Source organism: Desulfitobacterium dichloroeliminans LMG P-21439 (assembly GCF_000243135.2).
GTDB classification, from domain to species: domain Bacteria; phylum Bacillota; class Desulfitobacteriia; order Desulfitobacteriales; family Desulfitobacteriaceae; genus Desulfitobacterium; species Desulfitobacterium dichloroeliminans.
Genome location: NC_019903.1, coordinates 2,056,589 through 2,080,403, shown reverse-complemented (window position 1 = coordinate 2,080,403; position 23,815 = coordinate 2,056,589). Strand labels below are relative to the sequence as shown.

The 23,815-nt window shown below is 43.8% G+C and carries 19 protein-coding genes and 1 pseudogene; all 20 read left to right on the top strand.

Annotation, left to right across the window (positions count from 1 at the left end):
• The first annotated feature begins 40 nt into the window (after nt 1-40).
• The 20 genes and pseudogenes from DESDI_RS09820 (at nt 41) to DESDI_RS09730 (ending at nt 23,752) form a co-directional block, all read left to right on the top strand.
• Nucleotides 41-397, top strand: a complete 357-nt coding sequence (locus DESDI_RS09820) for a hypothetical protein (protein WP_015262458.1) — start codon at nt 41-43, stop codon at nt 395-397.
• A gap of 70 nt (nt 398-467) precedes the next feature.
• Nucleotides 468-1,097, top strand: coding sequence for a ribonuclease H1 domain-containing protein (locus DESDI_RS09815; protein WP_015262457.1), 630 nt, complete (start codon nt 468-470; stop codon nt 1,095-1,097).
• Nucleotides 1,098-1,150: 53 nt separating this feature from the next.
• On the top strand, nt 1,151-2,845 hold the full coding sequence (locus tag DESDI_RS09810) for a M3 family oligoendopeptidase (protein WP_015262456.1): 1,695 nt from the start codon (nt 1,151-1,153) through the stop codon (nt 2,843-2,845).
• Nucleotides 2,846-2,859: 14 nt separating this feature from the next.
• Nucleotides 2,860-3,267, top strand: a complete 408-nt coding sequence (locus DESDI_RS09805) for a PaaI family thioesterase (RefSeq protein ID WP_015262455.1) — start codon at nt 2,860-2,862, stop codon at nt 3,265-3,267.
• 12 nt (nt 3,268-3,279) lie between these two features.
• Nucleotides 3,280-4,460: pseudogene (locus tag DESDI_RS09800) on the top strand (amidohydrolase family protein).
• A gap of 238 nt (nt 4,461-4,698) precedes the next feature.
• Nucleotides 4,699-5,385 (top strand): response regulator transcription factor, encoded by a 687-nt coding sequence (locus DESDI_RS09795; RefSeq protein WP_015262452.1) that lies wholly within the window; start codon nt 4,699-4,701, stop codon nt 5,383-5,385.
• Nucleotides 5,360-7,453 carry a sensor histidine kinase gene (locus DESDI_RS09790; RefSeq protein WP_015262451.1) on the top strand — a complete coding sequence of 698 codons (2,094 nt, stop codon included), beginning with the start codon at nt 5,360-5,362 and terminating at the stop codon, nt 7,451-7,453. Before DESDI_RS09795 ends, DESDI_RS09790 begins: the two co-directional genes overlap by 26 nt.
• A 198-nt stretch (nt 7,454-7,651) precedes the next feature.
• The gene (locus DESDI_RS09785; protein WP_041219394.1) at nt 7,652-8,596 is read left to right on the top strand and encodes a hypothetical protein; all 945 of its coding nucleotides are present in this window, start codon (nt 7,652-7,654) and stop codon (nt 8,594-8,596) included.
• A gap of 153 nt (nt 8,597-8,749) precedes the next feature.
• Entirely contained in the window at nt 8,750-9,088 is a 339-nt protein-coding gene (locus DESDI_RS09780) for an arsenate reductase family protein (RefSeq protein WP_015262449.1), read from the top strand.
• Nucleotides 9,089-9,098: 10 nt separating this feature from the next.
• Nucleotides 9,099-9,521: a YbaN family protein gene (locus tag DESDI_RS09775; protein WP_015262448.1), complete on the top strand. Its 423-nt coding sequence runs from the start codon at nt 9,099-9,101 to the stop codon at nt 9,519-9,521.
• Entirely contained in the window at nt 9,518-9,973 is a 456-nt protein-coding gene (locus DESDI_RS09770) for a type II toxin-antitoxin system RatA family toxin (RefSeq protein WP_015262447.1), read from the top strand. The genes DESDI_RS09775 and DESDI_RS09770 overlap by 4 nt, the downstream gene beginning before the upstream one ends.
• A gap of 73 nt (nt 9,974-10,046) precedes the next feature.
• Nucleotides 10,047-11,189 carry a PGRP and LysM peptidoglycan-binding domain-containing protein gene (locus DESDI_RS09765; protein ID WP_015262446.1) on the top strand — a complete coding sequence of 381 codons (1,143 nt, stop codon included), beginning with the start codon at nt 10,047-10,049 and terminating at the stop codon, nt 11,187-11,189.
• 388 nt (nt 11,190-11,577) lie between these two features.
• A complete protein-coding gene (locus tag DESDI_RS09760; RefSeq protein ID WP_015262445.1) occupies nt 11,578-15,825 on the top strand; it encodes a 2-hydroxyacyl-CoA dehydratase in 4,248 nt (1,415 codons plus the stop codon).
• An 82-nt stretch (nt 15,826-15,907) separates the two neighbouring features.
• Nucleotides 15,908-17,101: a uroporphyrinogen decarboxylase family protein gene (locus DESDI_RS09755; protein ID WP_015262444.1), complete on the top strand. Its 1,194-nt coding sequence runs from the start codon at nt 15,908-15,910 to the stop codon at nt 17,099-17,101.
• 36 nt (nt 17,102-17,137) lie between these two features.
• On the top strand, nt 17,138-17,308 hold the full coding sequence (locus DESDI_RS18085; RefSeq protein ID WP_015262443.1) for a hypothetical protein: 171 nt from the start codon (nt 17,138-17,140) through the stop codon (nt 17,306-17,308).
• Nucleotides 17,309-17,417: 109 nt separating this feature from the next.
• Nucleotides 17,418-18,197, top strand: a complete 780-nt coding sequence (locus tag DESDI_RS09750; RefSeq protein ID WP_041219392.1) for a GntR family transcriptional regulator — start codon at nt 17,418-17,420, stop codon at nt 18,195-18,197.
• Nucleotides 18,190-18,846, top strand: coding sequence for a cobalamin B12-binding domain-containing protein (locus DESDI_RS09745; protein WP_015262441.1), 657 nt, complete (start codon nt 18,190-18,192; stop codon nt 18,844-18,846). The genes DESDI_RS09750 and DESDI_RS09745 overlap by 8 nt, the downstream gene beginning before the upstream one ends.
• Complete coding sequence (gene recQ, locus DESDI_RS09740) at nt 18,843-21,089, top strand: DNA helicase RecQ (protein ID WP_015262440.1); 2,247 nt, start codon at nt 18,843-18,845, stop codon at nt 21,087-21,089. Before DESDI_RS09745 ends, recQ begins: the two co-directional genes overlap by 4 nt.
• A gap of 85 nt (nt 21,090-21,174) precedes the next feature.
• Nucleotides 21,175-22,368, top strand: a complete 1,194-nt coding sequence (locus DESDI_RS09735; RefSeq protein ID WP_015262439.1) for an MFS transporter — start codon at nt 21,175-21,177, stop codon at nt 22,366-22,368.
• Between the two features lie 145 nt (nt 22,369-22,513).
• Entirely contained in the window at nt 22,514-23,752 is a 1,239-nt protein-coding gene (locus DESDI_RS09730; protein WP_083879866.1) for a DEAD/DEAH box helicase, read from the top strand.
• The last annotated feature ends 63 nt before the right edge of the window (nt 23,753-23,815 follow it).

The following is a 23,815-nucleotide window of genomic DNA, read 5'->3' as shown; positions in this document are numbered from 1 at the left end:
AAGGATAAACTAAAGCAAATAAGGATGGGGAGGAATAATCGTGGCAGAAAACCAAAAACGCTCGGGAAATCTTGAAAATCTAGATAGCCTGATCATGAGCTTTTACTATGAACAAGGGGCACCCTCAGGGATTGGGTTTGAAGTCATCGAGCAATTATCCCATAACGAAGAAACCCTTTGCATGGCGATGAACGTTGCCACTAAGATTAGCGATAACCTACCGGATGAAGCTAAGGAAATCATGGTCAAAGAAGAAGTTCCTTTATATCGAATTTATACAGACCATACAGGATTTTGGGGTGAGTGGTGCGATACGGAGACCTTGGATGTGGAGCAGGAGATAAATAAACTTCTCAATCAAATCGCCGAGAACCTCAAGGAAGTAGCCACTAATTAAGATGTATTGCGAGGCGGTCTACCCTTGTGTTACCATTAAAGAAAAAGTTAGCAGATGAGGAATATATTTCATGGGGAATCAAAAACCGAAGTTTTACGCTGTCCGTGACGGTCGGGAAAAGGGAGTATTTACCTCCTGGGAAACGTGCAAGAAAGCAATCCATGGTTATTCTGGAGCAGTTTATAAATCTTTTCCCACTCGGGAAGAGGCCCAAGCTTGGTATAATGGGGAATCACTGTTCCAAAGTTCAATAGACACTGAGGAGTTAAATTCGGAGAGTAGTTCTTTTCCAGCGGATTATGAAGTCTATACCGATGGAAGTTTTGTCAATGGCCAGTATGCCTGGGCCTATGCTTTTGTCAAAGAGGGTAGAGTTCATTATGAAGCTAGCGATGTGGGTAAGAATCCCGCGGCAGCAACCATGCGAAATGTGGCTGGAGAGATTGCGGCAGCCCTCTATGCGGTAAAAAAAGCGTCCCAGCTTGGGGTTAAAATCCGCATTCTTCATGATTACGCCGGAATCGCTCATTGGGCGACGGGAGAATGGAAGGCAAGAAACGAATTTACTCAAGCTTATGCCAAGATGATGAACCAATATCGTGGGATTTATAGCTTTGAAAAGGTAAAAGCCCACAGTGGCAACGAATTCAATGATTATGTTGATAAAATGGCAAAAAGTGCTTTGGGTATTACAAATTAAGGAATTAGGATTGTTTAGATCCAAGCCAGTGAGCTTTATATGGGGGTAGTGAGATGAAATTTCAAGATTTTCCTTATGCACGTCCTGATATAGAAAAGTACCAAGGAGAATTCCGGACTCTTCTGGAGCAATTTAAGGAAGCGGATCATTTTCAAGAGCAGGATGGCATTCTTGTTAAGCTGAATAGCTTGCGTGGAGAGTTTGACTCCATGATGCAAATTGCATCGATACGTCAATCCATCGATACGAATGACACCTATTATGAGCGGGAACAGGAGTTCTTTGACGAAAATCTACCTATCTACCAGGGACTAATTTCGGAATTTTATCAGGTATTACTGGATTCCCCATTCCGCACGGAGTTAGAGAAGAAATGGGGGCAACAGCTGTTCCGCATGGCCGAACTCACCTTAAAGACCTTTAAACCGGAAATTATCGAAGATTTGCAGATCGAGAATAAATTGTCCACTGAATATACTAAGCTGATTGCCTCGGCTAAGATTCTCTTTGAAGGGGAAGAGCGCAATCTATCAGGTTTAGGGCCATTTTTGCAGTCCCCGGACCGGGAGCTTCGCAAAAAAGCCAGTTCAGCGAAATACGCTTTTTTTGCTGAACACGAAGAAACCTTGGATTCTATTTTTGATCAATTGGTAAAGGTTCGGACACGGATTGCCCAGAAGCTGGGCTACCCCAATTATGTGGGATTGGGGTATGCTCGGATGCTGCGCACCGATTATAATGCGGAAATGGTGGCTAAGTTCCGCAAGCAGGTTCAAGAGGATATTGTTCCTGTAGCTTCGCGTTTGCGGGAACGTCAACGACAGCGTCTGGGGTTACAGGAATTATATTACTATGATGAAAAGATTAGCTTTAATTCAGGGAATCCTAACCCCCATGGTGAACCCGCTTGGGTTATTGAGCAGGGCAAAAGGATGTACACAGAATTATCTCCGGAGACGGAGGAATTCTTTGCCTATATGGTCAATCACGAGCTTATGGATCTGGTCACCAAAAAGGGGAAGGCTGGCGGTGGGTACTGTACCTATATCAGTAAGCATCGGGCACCCTTTATCTTTTCGAATTTTAATGGAACCTCTGGAGATGTGGATGTCTTGACCCATGAAGCGGGTCACGCTTTTCAAGTGTATTCCAGCCTCCATTATACCCTACCGGAATACCAATGGCCGACCTACAAATCCTGTGAAATTCATTCCATGAGTATGGAGTTCTTTGCCTGGCCTTGGATGGAGCTGTTTTTTGAAGATGAAGCCGCTAAATATCGCTTTAATCATCTAAGTGAGGGGTTACTCTTTATTCCTTATGGAGTGACAGTCGATGAATTTCAACATTTTATCTATGAAAACCCCGATGCGACTGCGGAGCAAAGAAAAACGGCTTGGCGTGCTATAGAAAAGAAATACCTACCCCATCGAGATTATGAAGATAATGATTATTTGGAGAACGGGGGATATTGGCACCAACAGGGTCATATCTTCGGCAACCCTTTTTATTATATTGACTACACCCTTGCCCAGATTTGTGCGTTTCAGTTTTGGAAGAAATCCCGGGAAGACGAAAAGCTGGCCTGGCAGGATTACTTAGGGTTATGTAAGGTTGGCGGAAGTTTGTCATTTCTGGATTTGGTTAAGTTGGGGAATTTGGTTTCTCCCTTCCAAGATGGATGTGTTCAATCAGTTATCGGTACCATTGAAGAGTGGCTTAATGAGGTGGATGATCTAAAGTTTTAGTCCTGGAGGAAAACATGGCAAGTTTAGATGTGCTAGGAACTAGTAATATATGGAGATACTTAGGGATTGATATTATCACGAATGAACAAGGTAAACGAGGAGTCAAGATTAACAATACAGATGATCTTAAACAAGTTCATGGAAGCCTGCATGGAGGTATTATCGCTACAGCCATCGATACCGCTATGGCTGTAGCAGTTAATGAAACGATCGGACCTGATCACTATGCGGTTACTGTAGAACTGAAGGTGAATTATCTTTTGCCTGTTGTAGATTCAGATATCTATGCTTATGCCAATCTCGTCAAAGCAGGAAAACGGCTTTTTATAGGGACCATCAATGTGTACGATGAAAACGATAGCCTAGTGGCTATTGGCTCCTCGACTTTTTCCCTTATTACTCGTACCAAGGATATAAAGTAAAAAGGAGCAGAAATGTATATTTCCTGCAGTGCAGAAAAGAAGATATTAGCAATACCCGATCAGGGATCGGCAATGGTGTCTGGGTATTGGACACCTGAATTAGGCAGAATTGATGGACCGATTCACTTGAAATGGGAGAAGGGCAAGGTGAGTTCTCTTTGCCCCGCTACCGTCTCTCTGGAGTGCCATGCTTCTTCTGAAGAACTTCCTTGGCAGTCCTATCCATTATGCCGGGATTTATTGATACTCATGTGCATTTAGCTTTAGACAGTATCGACTTTTTCCAATGTCTTGAAAACTGGCAGGACTCCGCACAGATCGAGAAGGGTATTCAAGATGTTTTACGTCATTATTTAGAGTTAGGTATTGTTGCTATACGCGATGGGGGAGATTTGCCCGGCTTTGCTTGGGCTGCTAAGCAGCGCCTTGAAAATCAGGAATGGCTAGGGCCTAAGGTAGTCTCGGTACGGGAAGCAGTGACCAGACATGGCATGTATGGGCGTTTTCTCGGTCGTGGTTTTCAAAATGTGCAGGATTGGCAACAACTTAAAGAGGAGTTCTTCCGTCAAGGGGCAGACCAGCTAAAAGTAGTTGTGACAGGAATTGTTTCCTTTAGCCATTATGGACAAGTTGGACCGGCTCAATGGAGTATCAAGGAGCTCGGAAATTTAGTGGATTCCGCTCACAAAAGAGGAATCTTAGTTATGGCTCATGCCAGCGGGGAAGAGGGAATCTCCAGAGCGATTGCCGCCGGAGTGGATTCCATAGAACATGGGTATTATATGACTTCTGCACACCTAAAGAAGGTTAAAGAGGGTGAGATTGCCTGGGTACCTACGGTTGCTCCTATAGGTAATCTTTTAAAATATCCTTCAGGCAGATATTCTCGTTCGGAAATGGATAATTTGCGTCGAATACTCAATGACCATCTTAAACGAGTTAAAGAAGCCTACGATATGGGTATACGGTTAGGAATGGGCACGGATGCAGGTGCCTATGCTGTTCCGCATGGCGGTTCTTTCCTGGATGAAATGAGCTGGATGGAGGACGCTGGGATTCCTACGAACGATATCTATCGCCTGGCTACTCAAGAAAATGCCCGAATCTGTGGGTTACCGGAGTATGGCAAATTGGAAGTGGGGACCCCCTTAAGCTGCTTACAACTTCAAATTCCCAAGCGCTTGGGAATTTGACATGCCTAATATGATGTGGTTTTTGGGATATGCTACTGTAGGCCTTTGGGACCCACAGTAGCATATTTTGACTAAAAGACTTCCCTGACGCTTGGGTTGCTCTAATATAGTATCAACCTTAAGAACTTCTTAAGATTTATGCCTGAAGAATAATAAGAATTAAAGGGTATCATTGCTCTAAAGTAATAAATAAGGGCGTGATGCAATTTGTACGAAGTTGGTGAGAGGAGTACCCTAAATGAACATTCTTGTATGCGATGATGATAAAGAAATAGTCGAAGCTATTAAAATCTACTTAACCCATGAAGGATACACAATCTACAAAGCCTTTAATGGCCTTGAAGCCCTTGAGGTTGTCGAAGCAGAGACGATTCATCTGGTGATTATGGATATTATGATGCCTCAAATGGATGGGATCAGAGCTACCATGAAAATCAGAGAGGAGCTAAATATTCCAGTGATTATACTTTCCGCTAAATCCGAAGATACGGATAAAATCATGGGTCTCAACATGGGCGCAGATGACTATATTACCAAGCCCTTTAATCCTCTGGAATTAATCGCTCGTGTCAAATCTCAGCTACGAAGATATACGACCTTAGGAAGCATGGAGTCTCAAACCAATATCTATCAGTCCGGTGGTTTGGTGATCGATGACGAAAGCAAATGCGTCACCGTAGATGATGAAGAAGTCAAGTTAACTCCGGTTCAGTATAAGATCCTGATGCTACTGACCTCTAATGCGGGGAGAGTTTTCTCCATTGATCAAATCTACGAAAACGTCTGGAATGAAACAGCTTTCAGTGCCGAAAATACGGTTGCCGTTCATATTCGCAAGATTCGGGAAAAGATTGAAATCAATCCGAAGGAGCCCAAATATTTGAAGGTGGTGTGGGGAATTGGATATAAAATCGAAAAGCTTTAGCCATTCACCTCTTGTAAAGGTACTGGCTTTTATCCTTATGGTGTTCTGTTTTACGCAAACAGTAACTCAAGCTCTTGTCATCATTAATCGCAGCAACTTTGACGTTTCCTTAGAGAAAAGCTATTACCAGAGCGAGAGCTTCATTCAAGATAGTAGTAGCATTATTGACGATCTAAGACATCTCAGCCAATATAAAAATGAAGAGCATATCCTAGCAGGCGGGGATATCTCAGAAGATGACCTAAGGAATAAATCAGATAATCTCTTCTGGGAGTTCCGGGACCGCTCAGAAAAATATAATCCTAACCAGTCGGAAGCGGAAAACTATCGCGTTTTCCAAGAAGCCTATCCCAATGAAATCGCCGAACTGAAAGCACGCATGATTCAAGAGGATCTCTATGAATATCATTCTATTTTGCAACGGCTCAATGAGTATGAAGGATTAAAGTATTTTGTGAAAGATGGGGATTTTGAATTCTCTAATAATGAGACCCATCTTATCGAAGGGTACACCTCGTATCCTGCTTCAATCATTTTCGATGGTTATACCCGGGAGGTTTTTCCGCGGGAGATCGAAGCTAATCCTCATTTCTATTGGCTTACTCCAGATTATTACTCCCAGGATTACCCTGATGCGTTGTATGTGGGCTTCACCGAGGATTTTTTAAACCCACGTATTATCGACTGGCAGAGTGATAAAGAGGTTGCTAGTCAGGCCTTTAACCGGATGGCTGTGTTTGGAGCAGGTTTTATTATCACCTTTATTTATCTGATTTTTATCTGGGGTAGAAATTCTCGTGAGGACCAAGAAGTTCACTTCTATCCTTTGGAGCGAATCTATAACGATATCACTAGTTTGATTTGCCTTGGCTTAATTACCCTATGGATTGCTCTCGGTATCGAGCTGTACCGTGATAGATTAGGTGCAGAGATATTTAACTTCATAACGTTTGGCATCGCGGCCTTGGGACTGTTCTTTGTCTTATCCTTGGTTAAGCACTTGAAGAATAGAACCTTACTCAAGCACACGTTAATCTATACGGTATTTCATAAGCTATTTTCCGGACTTAAAGCTATTTATGATAGTGGGAGTCTGGGCGTTAAGACGGCTATTATTGCTATTGGATACCCTGCCTGTGTCGCTTTGACCTTCTTCATGTTCCCCATCACCATCGGGGTGGCGGTTTGGTTGTCCTATAAGAAAGTCAAAGAATTTAAGGCCATTAAAGAAGGGGTCAAGCGAGTTAAGGAAGGTGAGCTTACTCAGAAGATCGATATCACGGGAACGGGGGAGCTTGCTCGACTCGCCGATGATATCAATTCCATAACTGATGGACTTAACAAGGCTGTAGAAAATGAGATCAAAAGTGAACGATTGAAAACGGAATTGATTACCAATGTATCCCATGATATTCGAACCCCTTTAACATCTATCATCACCTATGTAGATTTATTAAAGATGGAAGAGGATCCAGAGAAAATCAAGGAATATGTGGAGATTCTCGATCAAAAATCACAGCGCCTAAAGGTGTTGACCGATGATCTTTTTGAAGCCGCCAAGGCCTCCAGTGGAGATATTCCTGTAACCTTTGAGAGAATTGATATCGTCTCGCTTTTGACGCAAGGTTTAGGAGAATTAGATGAAAAAATCCAAGAACGCAGGTTAGATTTTAAATTGAGTTACCCCCGAGAAAAAATGTGGATCAAAGCTGATGGACGGCTCTTGTGGCGATCTATCGAGAATCTCTTCTCCAATATTTTCAAATATGCCCAAGAGGGTTCGCGAGTATATGTCGATCTTGCGGAAGCGGGTCCGGGCGTCAGATTGACGATCAAGAACATCTCAGCCTATGAACTTAATATATCTGCCACGGAGTTGATGGAACGGTTTAAACGAGGAGATGAATCAAGAACGAGTCAAGGAAGCGGATTGGGGCTCTCCATCGTGCAAAGCTTGATTGAGATACAAAAAGGAAGCTTTGCCATTGAAGTGGATGGAGATCTCTTCAAAGCGGTTATCTTTTTGTACAAAGATGAAAGCAAAGAAACTCCATTATCTTCTGAATAGATGAAATAATAGACAATATTTACCAAGGAGAATCAGCTTGTCCCAGCGAAACTCTTAATCACACTATAAGAAAGCATAGAAGCTTTTATAGGTAGAAAGTATTAGGGCAACCAGCGGTTCCGTCTTACTTGAACAATAAGTTTGGGGCACGGCGGAGCCGGGTTTTCTTTACAAAACCTGAAATTGGGGTGATTAAAGATGCTTCTTCAAAGCAAGATGCCGCGCAGCGGTGCACGAGCTGAACAACCCTTGGTCTATCAGAAAAAGTTTAGAAATTTACGTTACCCTGATGAGGCTGTGGAGCTTCTTCAGCAGGTCATAGATCAATTTGCCAAGGCAGATAAACATTCCTTACAACAATTGATTGTATATCTTCGCCAAACTGCAGATGATATCCGATTTAAGCATTATCACGCGCGTTGCTTGTATACTCTTATTCCGCCTGAAGATGCTTTAGCCTTTTGGGTATGTTATGTCTTGGGCAGCCTCCCTGAAGATATCCGTTTTGCAAACTTTACCGGAGAAGTACTGGAATTGCTAAAAGTTTTATCCCTTGCAGACCAAGGAAGCTCCGGGTTGCGACAAGCCCCCTGGGCAAAAATAACTGGACCAAGCCATGAGGTGAGCTTAGCTTTAGCCCTTATCAAAGAGGAGTATCCCATATTCTTTCATAGCATCACGAAAGACCCTCTTCTCGTACCTTTGTTGGACTTTGGGTTAAAAGCAAAAGAAGGAAACCTTATGATTATACCTCGGCTCCATTGTCTAGGCATCTTTCAACCCGGTAAGGCAGGGGAGGATTCCCTTATCCCTATTCTCCATGCTTTGAGTCACATTCTCCATTATGTTCTAACCGAGGACGTTTTGGTGATGCCTCCGGGATTTTTGAACATGTATCAGAAAATATTTGATGATTATTCCAAGAGCCCAGAGGAATGGGAAGAAATTTTTGCGGAGATTTTTATCGCTTCACTGCTTTATGAAACCGAATACATGTCGTTAGTAGCTTATATGGAGCTTTGTCAGGAGGACCAAGTCGTTATAAGAAATTATTTTACTTGGTTGGAAACGATATTCTCTTCCAGTCTCCAAGATAATATGCAGAAGATCATCCACCAAGGGAATGAATTAAGAAGAGCATAAGCGACCGCAAGGCCTTTCCTCGACCATGGAAACATGTCAGGAAAGGCCTTTTTTTAACGGATAAACTATGGTATTTTTAATACGTATGCTTCAGAAGCATTGTACTTGGTGGATATAAAATTGCAACTTCGACTTGAGTAAGGAGGAAGTCCTTTGAATATACAAATCTTTGGCGTTAAAAAATGCTTTGATACTAAAAAGGCGGAGCGATATTTTAAGGAACGAAACATTAAGTTTCAGTTTATCGATCTCAATGAAAAAACCTTAAGTAAAGGTGAATTACAAAGTGTCAAAGCCTCTGTCCCCTTGAATGATCTAATCAATAAGCAGGTTAAAGAATACAAAGCCTTAAACCTTGATCAGATCCGCAGTGCTGAGATTCGAGAAGAGCTTCTCCTTGCGCACCCCAAGCTCTATGTTACTCCTATCGTTCGTAATGGCAAGAAAGCTACGGTGGGTTATCTACCGGAGATTTGGAAAGAGTGGGAGTGATGGGAATTCTATGCTGAAATCAATATTGATAGGGGTGGGGACCCTGAGTGTTGTACTTGGCGTCATCGGGATATTTTTACCCATTATTCCCACCACTCCCTTTGTTTTATTGGCGGGTGCCTGCTATATGAGAAGTTCTGAAAAGCACCACAAGCGGCTTATGGAGAATCCATGGCTGGGACCCTATCTAAAGGATTATTATGAGGATAAGGGCATCCCATTACACGCCAAACTACTTTCCATCACCCTCCTTTGGTTGTCCATGACAGCTTCCATGGTTTTTTTGATTGAGCTTCTCTGGGTGCGTATTCTGCTTAGTGGAATTGGAATTGGGGTGACAATTTTTATACTTAGTCAAAAAACTAAGACACCAGAGCTGCTCGAGAACCCTCATGATGAAAGCAACGTGCAGGAAGGATCGACTAAAGAATGAGTAGAATACAGGCCAGGGATTCCTATGAATATCCTTATCCTCCGCAAAAGGTCTATTCGATACTTGCAGACATTCCAGGTTATAAAAGCTGGTGGCCTGGAGAATTTCGGGTTCGCATCTTGGAACAAACACGCGACCATCTTCACGCTAAGATTGAAGTGTGGGCTTCAGGGGGATGGTTTCGTTGTGAAACCACAGCCTTGAATTTTCCTCATCGTGTTGACATCCGCTATTACCAAGGGGTAGTTCTAGGAGAGAGTTGGTGGGATCTTGAGGAATTAGCAAACGGTAATACTAAGGTTAGCTATTCCATAAATTTAGAGCCCCATGGGAGAGTGATGGGTTACGTGGCGCGAATTATCAATATTTCAGCGCTGCATTCCTTTCAGTTCCAGCGGGTGCTAAAGCGCTTACATCGCCATCTCGATTCACTTCAGGCCCAAGAGAGCTAACCAAATTTCTCTTGCTGTTAGCCCTTTTCCAATAGCATTCCGGAGTCTTTTGCATAGGATATACGGAAAATCTATGGAAAGGGGTGTAGCTATGAATTATGTGGTCAAACCTGGGGAAACTCTTTTTGACATTGCATGCATGTTCAATACCACTGTCGAAGAGCTTCTCATGTTAAATCCGCAAATCAGTGATCCAATGTGTCTTTTCCCAGGTCAAGTAATTTGTGTTCCAACTCAAGCTTATCCTATGAATTCGCAAATGCCCATGGATGGGCAAATGGGTGCGCAACCCAACCCTTGCCCCGTTCTGAGACAGGGTTCTCAAGGCCCTTCAGTAGTACATTTACAACAACTTCTTACTTCTCACGGCTTTAGCCCGGGAGCTATCGATGGAATTTTTGGACCGAGAACGCAAGCAGCAGTCATCGCCTTCCAACAAAGCAGGGGTTTAGTAGTCGATGGTATTGTAGGTGTTCAGACCTGGACGGCTTTGGGAGTAAACTGCATGACTCCACCGCCAACGCAACCTTGCCCCACCTTGCGTCAAGGATCTACGGGACCTGATGTGGTTCGCCTGCAACAACTGCTTACATCCCATGGCTTTAGTCCGGGAGCGATTGACGGTATCTTCGGACCTAAGACAGAAGCCGCTGTTATCGCTTTCCAAAGGAGCAGGGGGTTATTAGTGGATGGCATCGTCGGTGTTCAAACATGGACGGCATTGGGTGTCAATTGTATGACCCCACCACCACCGCCACCAAGTCCGTGTCCCACACTACGTCAAGGATCTAGGGGACCTGATGTTGTTCGCCTGCAACAACTGCTTACATCCCATGGCTTTAGTCCGGGAGCGATTGACGGTATCTTCGGACCTAAGACAGAAGCCGCTGTTATCGCTTTCCAAAGGAGCAGGGGGTTACTAGTGGATGGCATCGTCGGTGTTCAAACATGGACGGCATTGGGTGTCAATTGTATGACCCCACCACCACCGCCAACGCAACCTTGCCCCACCTTGCGGATGGGATCCCGCGGACCAGCTGTTAGAGAGCTACAGACCCTTTTAGCAGCTCAAGGTTTTAGCCCGGGTGGCATTGACGGAATTTTTGGATCCAAGACGCAAGCGGCGGTGATTGCCTTCCAAAAGAGTAAAGGACTAGCACAGGATGGCATTGTAGGAATTAAGACCTGGACTGCGCTGGGTGTAAATTGCCGATAATGGCTAGGCTATAAGAAGAAACCAGATTGTTGCAGACGACTACTGCACAATCTGGTTCTTTTTTTGTGCCGTAGTGTTTTCCTTAACACATAGCTTAAGTAAAGGAAATCTAGATTTTATGTAGAATTATTATACGAATATAACAACTGTAAAACCTTTCTCAAGTGTGTCTCGAATCACAATACATTTCATATATTACTATTATAATATTGTCCAGAAGCCCCAAAATTTTATTGGGAATATTCTCCTGTGATAACTATTAATCCCGGAATACCCTAATCTATATGACGCAGATATATTCTGACAACTCATTAATTGTCTAGTGTTATGTTATAGTATATATACAGTATATATATTGCTTCGAATTGATTGGATAGGAGGAAAATGAATGGCCAAGGTGCTCAATGTTGGGCTCGATGTGGGTTCTACGACTGTTAAAATGGTTATTCTCAGTCCTGAACAAGGCATTGTCTATAAACAATATTTGAGGCACTTTTCGAATATCAAAGATACAGTTCTTTCGATGCTAGAAGATGCAAAGTCAATAACGAATGGACAACTCATCACCATGATGATTGCTGGTTCAGGTGGTTTTAATTTAGCTAAAAAGTTAGAGATTCCGTTCGTTCAAGAGGTTATTGCCGGAACCACAGCTGTTAAAAAGCTGATACCCCAGACGGATGTTGCTATCGAACTGGGGGGAGAAGATGCCAAAATCACCTATTTTGGCGAATCAATTGAACAAAGAATGAACGGCACCTGCGCCGGAGGCACAGGGGCCTTTATTGACCAGATGGCTGCGCTGCTGCAAGTGGATGCAGAAGGCTTAAATGAGCTGGCTAAAGACTACAAAACCGTTTATCCCATTGCCTCCCGATGCGGTGTTTTTGCTAAATCTGATGTTCAGCCTTTATTAAATGAAGGTGCCGCTAAAGAAGATGTAGCTGTTTCGGTTCTCCAAGCTGTAGTCAATCAGACCATCACAGCCCTAGCTCAAGGTCGCCCCATTCGTGGCAGAGTTGCTTTTCTGGGTGGGCCGTTGTACTTCCTATCCGAGCTACGCAAACGATTTGTAGAAACCCTGAAGCTGGAAGGGGATTATGCTATTTTCCCCGAAGATGCACAATATTTTGTGGCTATTGGTGCCGCCTTAGCCTCGCAAACTGAGCAGCCATTTTATTCACAAGTCATGTATGATAAGGCACCTTATCTCAACAACATCATTCATGATGAAGAATCCAACGCTGAGCCTCTCTTTATTGATGAGGAAGAATATATGGCATTTAAGGAGAGACATGCTCTCCATAAAGTGAATCGCACTGATCCCAGTCATTATTCAGGTAATGCCTACCTGGGAATTGATGCAGGATCGACCACGACAAAGGTTTCTCTCATTGATGAAGAGGGAGGCTTGCTCTATTCCTACTATGGAAGTAATATGGGCAGTCCCTTAGAATCAACCATTGATGCCCTTAAAGACATGTATGCAAGATTGAATCCAGATATCAAGATACGAAATTCCACTGTAACTGGCTATGGTGAACAGCTGATTAAGACTGCTCTCAAGGTGGATATTGGTGAAATAGAGACTGTGGCGCATGCCAAAGCCGCTGATTTTTTCCTGCCCGGAGTTAATTTTGTCTTGGATATTGGCGGTCAAGATATGAAGAGCCTGGTCATTAAAAATGGTGTGATTGATTCGATCATGCTTAATGAGGCTTGTTCTTCCGGGTGCGGATCCTTTGTGGAAACCTTTGCAAATTCCCTGAATATGGATGTGAGGGAATTTGCTCGCATCGGGCTACAATCCCAGAAGGCTGTAGACCTGGGCACTCGCTGCACCGTATTCATGAATTCAAAGGTGAAGCAGGCCCAAAAAGAAGGGGCAACGGTCAGTGATATTTCTGCGGGTATTTCCATGTCGGTTATTAAGAATGCTTTATTTAAGGTCATCCGTCTGCACAATACAGAGGAATTAGGGGACAAAATTGTTGTTCAAGGAGGAACCTTCTACAACGATGCTGTGTTGCGTTCCCTGGAAAAGCTCCTGGGTCGTCATGTCGTCCGCCCGGATATTGCCGGAATCATGGGAGCTTTTGGGGCAGCCCTTATTGCTAAAGAGCGTTTTACTAAGGAGTATGTGACTCACCTACTGCAAGCTGATCAACTTCAGGCCTTTGCCACGGAAACGACGATGAAGCGCTGTGGTTTATGTGGGAATAATTGCCAACTTACCCTCAAGCATTTTTCTAATGGTGAGACTTTTATTTCCGGCAACCGTTGTGAGCGTGGTGCCGGACAAGAAAAAGTCGAAAATGACCTACCCAACCTGTACGATTACAAATACAAGCGAGTATTTAATTATAAGTCCTTAGCTAAGGATGAAGCTTCGCGAGGGATCATGGGAATACCCCGTGTCCTCAATATTTATGAGGATTATCCTTTCTGGTTTACCTTCTTCACGGAATTAGGCTATCGAGTGGTTTTATCTGGGCGTTCAACGAAAAAGCTCTACGAAACAGGAATCGATACCATTCCTTCTGAATCTGAATGTTTCCCGGCCAAGCTCGTCCACGGGCATATTTCAGATTTGGTGAAAAAAGGGGTTAAGAAGATTTTCTATCCGTCCATTCCCTATAATATTAAAGAAGACCCTGAATCTAATAATCATTTCAACTGCCCTATTGTTACGTCCTATCCGGAAACCATCCGGGCTAATATGGATATTCTTGAGTCGGAAAACATTACTTTCTATCAACCTTTCCTACCCATTGACAGTCCTAAGCACATGAGAAAACGCCTTATTGAGGAGCTGGCTAAGGCTGAGGCTTTGACTGCACAGGAAATTACTCAGGCCATGGACAAGGCTTATGGGGAATTAGAGCATTATATGAGCGATGTTCGCCAAAAAGGTGAAGAAGCTCTTCGCTATATTGATACCCATGGTATCAAGGGCATTGTTTTAGGGGGTCGTCCCTATCACATTGATCCGGAGATTCATCATGGCATTCCCGAACTTCTGCAAGGCTTTGGTCTCGCGGTAATCTCTGAAGACGCTATTCGTCATATCACTAACCCCGAACGCCCTCTACGCGTAGTTGATCAGTGGATGTACCATACTCGGCTCTATGCTGCCGCCCAATTCGTTGCCGAACAACCTAATCTGGAGTTGATTCAGTTAAACTCCTTTGGTTGTGGCTTAGATGCAGTAACGATTGATCAGGTCAAGGAAATCCTCGAACAGTATGGTAAGATTTATACAGTATTGAAGATTGATGAAATCACGAATCTGGGAGCAGCGAGAATCCGTATTCGTTCTTTATTAGCGGCTGTCCAGGAGCGAGATAAACAGAATTTCATTCCTGAAAAACTTTATGATGCTGAAGATCGTGTTGTTTTTAGCGAAGAGATGAAGAAAAATTACACCATCATTGCGCCTCAGATGGCCCCTCATCAATTCCAATTTTTAAGGACGGGCTTCGAGAAAGCGGGATATAATTTAGAGGTCTTGCCTTCAGTAGACCGAGGCGCCATTGATGAAGGTCTCAAGCATGTTCATAATGATGCCTGTTATCCTACCATTATCGTGGTCGGGCAACTGATTGAAGCCTTGAAATCCGGAAAATATGATTTGAATCGGACAGCGGTGCTTATCTCTCAGACAGGCGGTGGGTGTCGTGCCACCAATTATATTGCCTTCATTCGGAAGGCGTTGAAGGATATAGGTATGGAGCAAGTACCGGTTATCTCTTTGAATGCCTCAGGACTAGAGGCCAACCCCGGCTTTAAGATTACGGCGAAGATGCTTCCTGATCTTCTTTGGGGAGTTGTTTATGGAGACTTGCTCATGAATGTTCTCCATCGTGTCCGCCCTTATGAAAAGGTACCCGGTTCCGCTAATGCCCTCTATGATCATTGGGTGGAGAAATGCCAAGTCGCCTTAAGGCGGGGGAACACAAAAGAAATCAAAGGGAACGTGTATAAGCTGGTCAAAGACTTTGATGAACTGGAAATCCATGAAGGAATGGTCAAACCCAAAGTGGGGATTGTCGGCGAGATTCTCGTCAAATACCATCCCACAGCAAATAATAACCTCGTGGAGCTCTTGGAGGCTGAGGGGGCTGAAGTGATACAGCCGGATCTCATGGGATTCTTACTATACTGTGCTTATTGCCACAAAATCAAATTCGATGTGTTATCGGGCAGTTTTAAAGCTATGTTTAATGGCATGTTATCGGTTAAGCTTATGGAACACTACCGGAAGGATGTGCGCAAAGCCCTCGCGGGAAGTAAGCGTTTTACTCCTCCCAGCACCATTCAAGAGATTGCTCGCTGCGCCGAAGAGCATATCTCCTTAGCTAATCAGACCGGTGAGGGCTGGTATTTGACTGGAGAAATGGTCGAACTCTTGCACACCGGTGTCATGAATATCGCCTGCTTGCAGCCCTTTGGTTGCTTGCCTAACCACATCATTGGCAAGGGAATGATTCGTTCCTTGCGTAAAGCTTACCCCAGTGCTAATATTACTGTGATTGACTATGATCCCGGCGCTAGTGAAGTGAACCAACTCAATCGGATTAAACTGATGCTCTCGGTAGCCAAAGAAAATACTAAGGCGGGAGAGGTCGCCAAATAGTTCAAAGTATCAATAGGTTAAAGCAAAGGCTGTTCATTATTCTTGAGATAATAGAACAGCCTTTGCTGGCGAGGGGGGTCCTATGGAAAGTAGCTCAAAAAGTAGTAAGACCAAGGAAATCTTGTATCAAGAAAGGTTAACCCGTTACCTTGATGCGATGCAGGGCAAAAAGCCGGATAAGGTACCCATCCGTTTACAGTTGAGTGAATTTATGGCCAAGTATGCAGGGATAGAGCTTCAAGAAATCTATTATGATTTGGACCGAAATATCGAGGCTGCTGATAAGATTCTAACGGATTTTGATGTAGATGTGACCATGGGTGGACCGAGCTTATGGTGGGGCGCTTTGCATGATGCAGTCGGAGCAAAATACTTAAAATTTGCCGGCCGTCAACTTTCTCCTAATCAACAGTTTCAATTTGTTGAGCAAGAATATATGGTACCAGAGGATTATGATGCTTTTATTGAAAATCCGACGCAATGGATTCTGGATACCTTTTTGCCGCGTATTCATACGGAGTTTTCTGACCCAGGTTCTTTCCGGGCCAATCTGGCGCTCATTAAAGGGTCAGCGGGTATGGTTATAGCGAACAACAAAAACCAGCAGGCGGTAACTCACTGGGCAAAGAATTATGGCATGCCTATGAGTGTCACGGGGATGGTGAAAGCGCCCTTTGACACTTTAGGGGATACCCTCCGTGGTCTGCGAGGGATTATGAAGGATTTGCGAAAACGCCCGGAAAAGGTTCTCGCAGCGTTAGAGGTGCTCATCGCTCATAATATTTATTATGGACTGGCAACCTCAGAAGGAGATCGGGTACTTCCAGTTTTTTTACCGCTACATCGAGGGAGCTATCCTTTTCTAAACCCCCATGAATGGAATACCTTCTATTGGCCCTCCTTGAAGAAAGTGATTGAGGGCCTTTGGAACCAAGGGAAACGCACCATGTTTTATGCCGAAGGAAATTGGACTCCCTATCTGGAAAGAATTCTTGAATTGCCGGAGAGAAGTATTGTTTTCCATATGGACCAGACAGATTCCCAGCAAGTCAAGAGGATACTTGGCTCGAGGTTCTGTATCAGTGGCAACGTTCCAAACTCGCTGATGGCCTATGGCTCACCTGAACAGGTCAGAGAATATGTCAAACGACTCTTACATGATTATGCTGCAGACGGTGGTTTTATTATCGATACAGCGGGTATCATGCAAACCGATGTGAAGGCGGAAAATGTCATAGCGTTGATCGAGACCACTAGGAAATATGGGGTCTACTAAGCACGAAATGCCTTGGACAAAAAAAGGAGGGGTAATATGTCAGATGTTATAGGGATTCCCAATCCGCCCCCAGGTACTTGTCTGCCTTGGGAAAAGATAACCGAGGATTATGGTCCCCCTGTAGGGGATGAAGCTCTTCTTAAGGGCCAGTGGGAAGAGCTCGATGCTTTAGCTTATCTTTATCTCTGGTGGTGGGTTCAGCGCTAAGCGAAAGGCTGATTTTTATTCTGAAGTTTAAAAAAGGGATTAGAACTAATTATCCCGAATATTTTATATGATAGACTTTACATAACGAATTAAAGCAAGGTGTTCAATGATGATTGAAGAACAATCCATAGATAAAAATTCAGTGATCCCTATTTACTATCAGCTTGCCAAGCTCTTGGAGGGACAAATCCTCAGCGGAGAACTCAAACCGGGTGAGGCCTTACCCACGGAGACAGAAATCGCTGGCCTTTTTGAGATTAGCCGCATGACAGTTCGGCGGGCCATTTCGGAACTTACTTCAGCGGGAATGGTCCATTCCCAGCAGGGCAAGGGGACCTTTGTTTCTTCGCCCAAATTAAACAATGTCGTATTTGAGTTGAATAATTTTAATCAAGAGATCAAGGACTTTGGCTTAAAGCTCAGTACCAATTTGTTAGGTGCTCATATCGTACGAGCGGATGAGAGGTTATTGAAAATTTTTCAATTAGATAATCCCAATACGCGTTTGCTCTATTTCCGCACCGTATTATCCGCTGAGGATGAGCGTCTCGCTTATGAACGCAAATACATCATTTATACGAAAAGCAAACCCATCTTGGAAACGAATCTAATGGACCCGACGCTTTCGGGATTAGTCACCGCCAACAATGATGTATTGCCTGTGAGCACGAAGAAGATTTTGCAGGTTTCAATAACGACTAAGGAAGAGGCATCAATACTTGGTATAGGGAGTAATGCCCCTGTTTTTGTCGTTGAAGAAACACTATTTGATCTGGAAAATAAGCCCGTCGGTTGGAGTAAATCTATTTATCGTGGCGACCGTTACCAATTAACCGGATATGATGGATGGCTGAGAAAGGATAATCATGGAGGGATGAATCTTGGATGACGAATTGTTAAATGCGCTGGCCGATCTGGATGAAGAGAAAACCATCGCCCTAGTTCAACGACACCTAAGCGAAGGGGACTCCCCCTTAAAAGTTGTTGAGATATGCCAACTGGGAGTCGAAATAGTCGGTCAACGTTATTGTAACGGGGAGTATTACCTATCCGATCTCATCATGTCTGAAGAAATATTGAGAGAAGTTATGGTCATCCTTGAGCCACTGATTACCTCTGAGGTTCCGGCTAACGGGATGACGATTATTCTGGGAACCATCGAGGGCGATATTCATGATTTAGGTAAAAACATTATCCATTATATGTTGAAATCCTCCGGGTTCCGGGTCATCGACTTAGGGGTGGATGTATCTCCTGAAGCTTTTGTTCGCGCAGTTAACGAGACAAAAGCGCCTGTGATAGGGATTAGTGTCTTGTTGTCGTTTTGCATTAGTGCAGTAAAAAGGGTAGTGGATCTACTTTCAGAAGCTGGCTTACGCGATCAAGTTAAAATTATTGCCGGGGGTTATCCGGTTAACGAAATAGTCAAGGACTACACAGGGGTAGATTATTATACCAATGATATTACTAACCTCTTTGACATCTGCCAGAAGATTAAAGCCGAAACATCATTTTCTGTAGGGGACTCGCGACGATGATGGACCAAGCTTTAGCAGAACTAAAACGATATTTTGGTTATGCACAATTTCGGCCGGGTCAACAGAAGGTTATCCAAAGCCTGCTGGAAGCTAAGGATACAGTTGCTATTATGCCTACCGGTGCCGGCAAATCCTTAGCCTATCAGATTCCCGCGTTGCTTTTTTCAGGGGTAACTCTGGTTATTTCCCCGCTCATCTCCTTAATGAAGGATCAGGTGGATGCTCTTGATGATGCAGGAGTCCCGGCTACCTTTATCAATAGCTCTCTATCCATCAATGAAGCGCGAACGAGGATTAATAAAGCTCGTAGTGGGGAATATAAACTGCTTTATGTTGCACCGGAGCGATTAGAGACAGAGAGCTTTCTGGTTTTGTTAGAATCTTTAAGCATCTCCTTTATAGCTGTGGATGAAGCTCACTGCGTCTCCCAGTGGGGACACGATTTTCGACCCAGTTATCGAGGCATTGGGGCTTTTGTGGAGTCACTGCCCAAGCGACCACTCATAGGAGCTTTTACGGCGACGGCCACCCAAGAAGTTAAGGAAGATATTGTTCGTTTATTAAAGTTGAGGAACCCCAATGTCTTCGTGACCGGTTTTGATCGTCCTAATTTGAGCTTTACCACCCTCCGTGGGGAGAACAAAAAGGTTTTACTCGCCAACTATTGTCTCGAACATCATCGGGAGTCGGGAATCATTTATGCTGCTACTCGTAAAGAGGTAGATCAGTTGCAGACTCATTTAAAGGGAAAGGGACTCTCTGTGGGTAAGTATCATGCGGGGATGAATGATCAAGACCGACAGAAATCACAAGAAGCGTTTCTTTATGATAAGGCGCCCCTTATGGTGGCTACCAACGCCTTTGGTATGGGGATTGATAAATCCAATGTGCGTTTTGTTATTCATTACAACATGCCCAAGAATATGGAGGCATACTACCAGGAAGCGGGCAGAGCAGGACGAGATGGGGAACCTGCTGCGTGTATTTTATTATTTTCCCCTCAAGATGTAGTGCTGCAACGTTATATGATCGACAACTCGACCTTTAACCCTGAGCGAAAAGCCAATGAACACAAAAAGCTTCAGGAGATGTCCGCTTATTGCCATACCACTCGTTGCCTGCGCAAAGAAATTCTTGAATATTTTGGTGAAACAAATGTCCCAGAGGAATGTGGGAATTGTGGCAATTGCACAGATGATCGGGAACTTGTCGATATTACAGTCGATGCCCAGAAAATTCTCTCCTGCATAGCCCGCATGCGCGAACGATTCGGGATTAATCTGGTTGCCGATGTCCTCAAAGGTTCCAGCAATAAGAAAGTCCATGAACTGCGCTTTGATCAATTAAGCACCTACGGATTGATGAGAGAGCGCAAGGTTCAAGAGATTAGAGACCAGATTAATTATCTGATTTCGGAAGATTATTTACGGCTTTCTACAGGGGATTATCCGGTCGTAAAACTAGGAAAAAATGCTGTACCAGTTCTTAAAGGGGATGAGCAGGTCTGGCAAAAGGTGTCCCGCAAAGTGAAGGTACTGGAAGAAGAACGGCTCACCTTGTTTGAGCATTTACGTCTATTGCGCAAGGAAGTGGCAGGCAAGGAAGGTCTACCACCTTATATGATTTTTGCGGATAGCACCCTAAGGGAAATGGCAAATTCTTGCCCGCAGAGCCGCTCCGCCTTTCTTCGCCTTGGTGGAGTAGGGGAACGCAAGCTGGAAAAATACGGTGATATCTTCCTGATCGGTATTCAGGATTATTTGGTGAAGAATCTCAATGAGTCTACTCTGAAGAATCCCAATGAATCTTCTCTGAAGGACCCCAGTGAGTCTACTCAGATGAAGCAACCGGTGGAAATATCTTCGAATCATCTGCATAGGGAATCACTGCCCTGGGAATCGACTCCAAGCCAGTCTAAGGCTGACAGCGGCAGCACAGAAAAAGAAAGTAAAGTTCCCAGCCATTTAGTTACTTACCAATTATACCAAGAGGGGAAAGACCTCGAAGAAATATGCAGAGTGCGTAATTTTAAGCTGGTGACCATTCAAGAGCACATAGTCCGGGCGTTCAAAGAAGGTCAGCCGATTCACTGGAGCGATTTTGTTCCTGTTGGGCAGGAAGAACTGATTTTGAATGCCATCACTCATGTGGGAACCGAAAAATTGCGCCCCATTAAAGACACTTTGCCTGAAGAAGTCGATTGGATGGCTATAAAGATGGTCATAGCAAAGAGTGAACTATAGTGACCTATGAGCCTACTCGACCAAGACAAAACTTTATTCATCACGAGATCATAAAAGGATAACGCACAAAGAGAAGAGGACAGGGATGCAGAAGAGGGATTTTACTTTATTTTTATTGATCAGTGCACTTTTGGGTATCACCCAGAGTATCGATACTTCGTTTTTTAACAATTTCTTGAATGATAGCTTTCACTTGACCGTTTCCCAAAGAACTTTGCTGGAAATACCCCGTGAGTTTCCTGGATTTGCTGTTGTTTTTGTTTCAACACTTTTGCTGTTTCTGGGTGACATCCGAATCGCCGTCGTAGCAAACGCTCTTGCTGCTTTTGGAATGTTCGGGATGGGCTATTTAGCCGGTGACTTTAATACAATGGTGATATGGCTTTTGCTCTACAGTATGGGTCAGCATCTCTATATGCCCATTTCCAACAGTATTGTCATGAGCCTTTCTGATGAAGCCAATATGGGTAAAAAGCTTGGACAGATCAACGGAGCAAATACCTTAATTTTTCTTGTTGCTAACTTGAGTTTCGCCTTAATCTTCAAGAAAGTCCAAGTGAACTATCAACTGATTTTTTTAATCGGAGCTATTACTTTCATCTTAGCTGGGATTCTACTGATGCGGATGAATCCTCATAAACCAACAAAGACAAAAGGATATAAGCTGATCTTTAAGAAGGAGTATTCGCTTTTTTATGTCTTGAACATCTTATATGGAGCCCGCAAGCAGATATTTCTCACCTTTGCTCCATGGGTGCTCATCAAGATATTTAACCAAGGGGTAAGTACATTTGCCATGCTGGGCTTCATCATCGCTGGTCTGAGCATCTTCTTTAAGCCTTTTGTTGGCTATTTAATCGATAAGTATGGGGAAAGATTTGTCTTGGCAAGTGAAGCCATTATTCTCATTTTTGTTTGTATCGGTTATGGAGTTTCCAAAGCTTTCTTTGAAGGAATCGGCAAAGGAGAGCTGGCCATCATTTTCATCTTTGCCTGTTATGTTGTCGATCAGATGCTGATGGCCTCTACCATGGCCAGAGCAACTTATTTACGCAGAATAGCAGTGGAACCCAGTGATATTTCGCCATCTTTAGCCATGGGAACTACCTTGGATCACGCTCTCGCCATGTTCATACCGTGGATTGGTGGCATGATCTGGAATCTATGGGGCTATGAATTTGTTTTCTTTGCCGGAGCTTTCATCGCAGTTCTAAACTTAATTGTCGCCAGCCGCATTAGGATAGCTAGGCCCACGGTACCAACCGAGGAGACAGTATGACAAGTATGAGCAGTATGACCAGTGTACCGAATTCGATTAATCTTTCCCTGTGTCCAGTTTGGCATATAGCTGAAAACAGGCTATAATGAGTCAAACCATTTCGGTAATCATGAGAGTAAGTAAAAAAGGAGAGGGTGTAACAACTATGGAAACTGCACAGTCCTTTGTCCAATTAGGGGTTCATTCACTGCTTGTTGATGCCCTTCAAAAAGAGAAGATAATTGAACCTACAAAAATACAGCAAGAAGCGATTCCGCTCATCCTCAATAATCAGGATGTGGTTGGCCAAGCTGAAACAGGTTCAGGTAAGACGCTAGCGTATCTTCTGCCGATTATCCAGAAAATTGATCTGCTTAAAAAAGAAAATCAAGCCCTGATCCTTACCCCTACCCACGAACTTGCCTTACAAGTCCAACGTCAAATCCAAAGTTTAGCAGAACATTTAGGCGGAACGATTACTTCGGCAGCCGTTATCGGTAACGTCAATATCACCCGACAAATAGAAAAGCTCAAAGAGAAGCCGCAAATTATCGTCGGTTCAGCAGGACGAATTTTAGAACTGATTCAGAAAAAAAAGATATCCTCACAGACTATTAAAACTATTGTGCTTGATGAAGCAGATCGTTTACTTGATGAGAAGAACTTACAAACGGTGAAAGCCGTACTTAAAACTACCCTCAAAGATCGTCAGGTGCTTTTGTTTTCAGCGACTGTACCGCCAGAAACCGTCAAGCAAGCAGCCGACTTTCTGAAGGATCCGGCAATCCTTCGAGTGACGGAGAAAGCGACGGTGACCCCTACGATTGCTCATCAGTATTTTCTCTGTGAGCAACGGGACAAACTTGAGCTGTTGCGAAAGTTGATTCGTCATCTTGAGCCGACCCGCGCTTTAATTTTTATTAATAAAAGTGAAGAAATTGAGAAAACCGTAGAAAGGCTTAAGTATCATGGGTTAGAGGCGGAAGCGATATCGGGATCTGCCGATAAGGATAAACGGCGACAGGCTATGGAGAACTTTCGTAACGGTAAGACGAACCTGCTTGTGGCCTCCGATTTAGCAGCAAGGGGACTTGATATTAAGAACATCACCCATATTTTTAATCTGGATTTACCGGAAGATCCCCATCTCTATTTACATCGCGTAGGAAGAACCGGCCGTGCAGGGCAAAGTGGGGTAGCGATCTCACTTGCGACGGAAAATGAAAAACATTTCATCACGAAGATTGAAAACACATTAAAAATATCCATTCCCTTACATAATTTGACTCATGGAAAAGTGTTCCTCTCGAAGCAAAAGGAACAAGTTGAGCATAACGAGCATAAAGAACGCAAGGGGCATAAAGGGTATAATGATTTAAGACATAGCAAAAAAACGAAAGCATAAAAGTAAAGAAGGGTGCCCAATTTGTTTTGGGCTCGCCCTTCTTTTTTTGTAAGATCCTTCGCG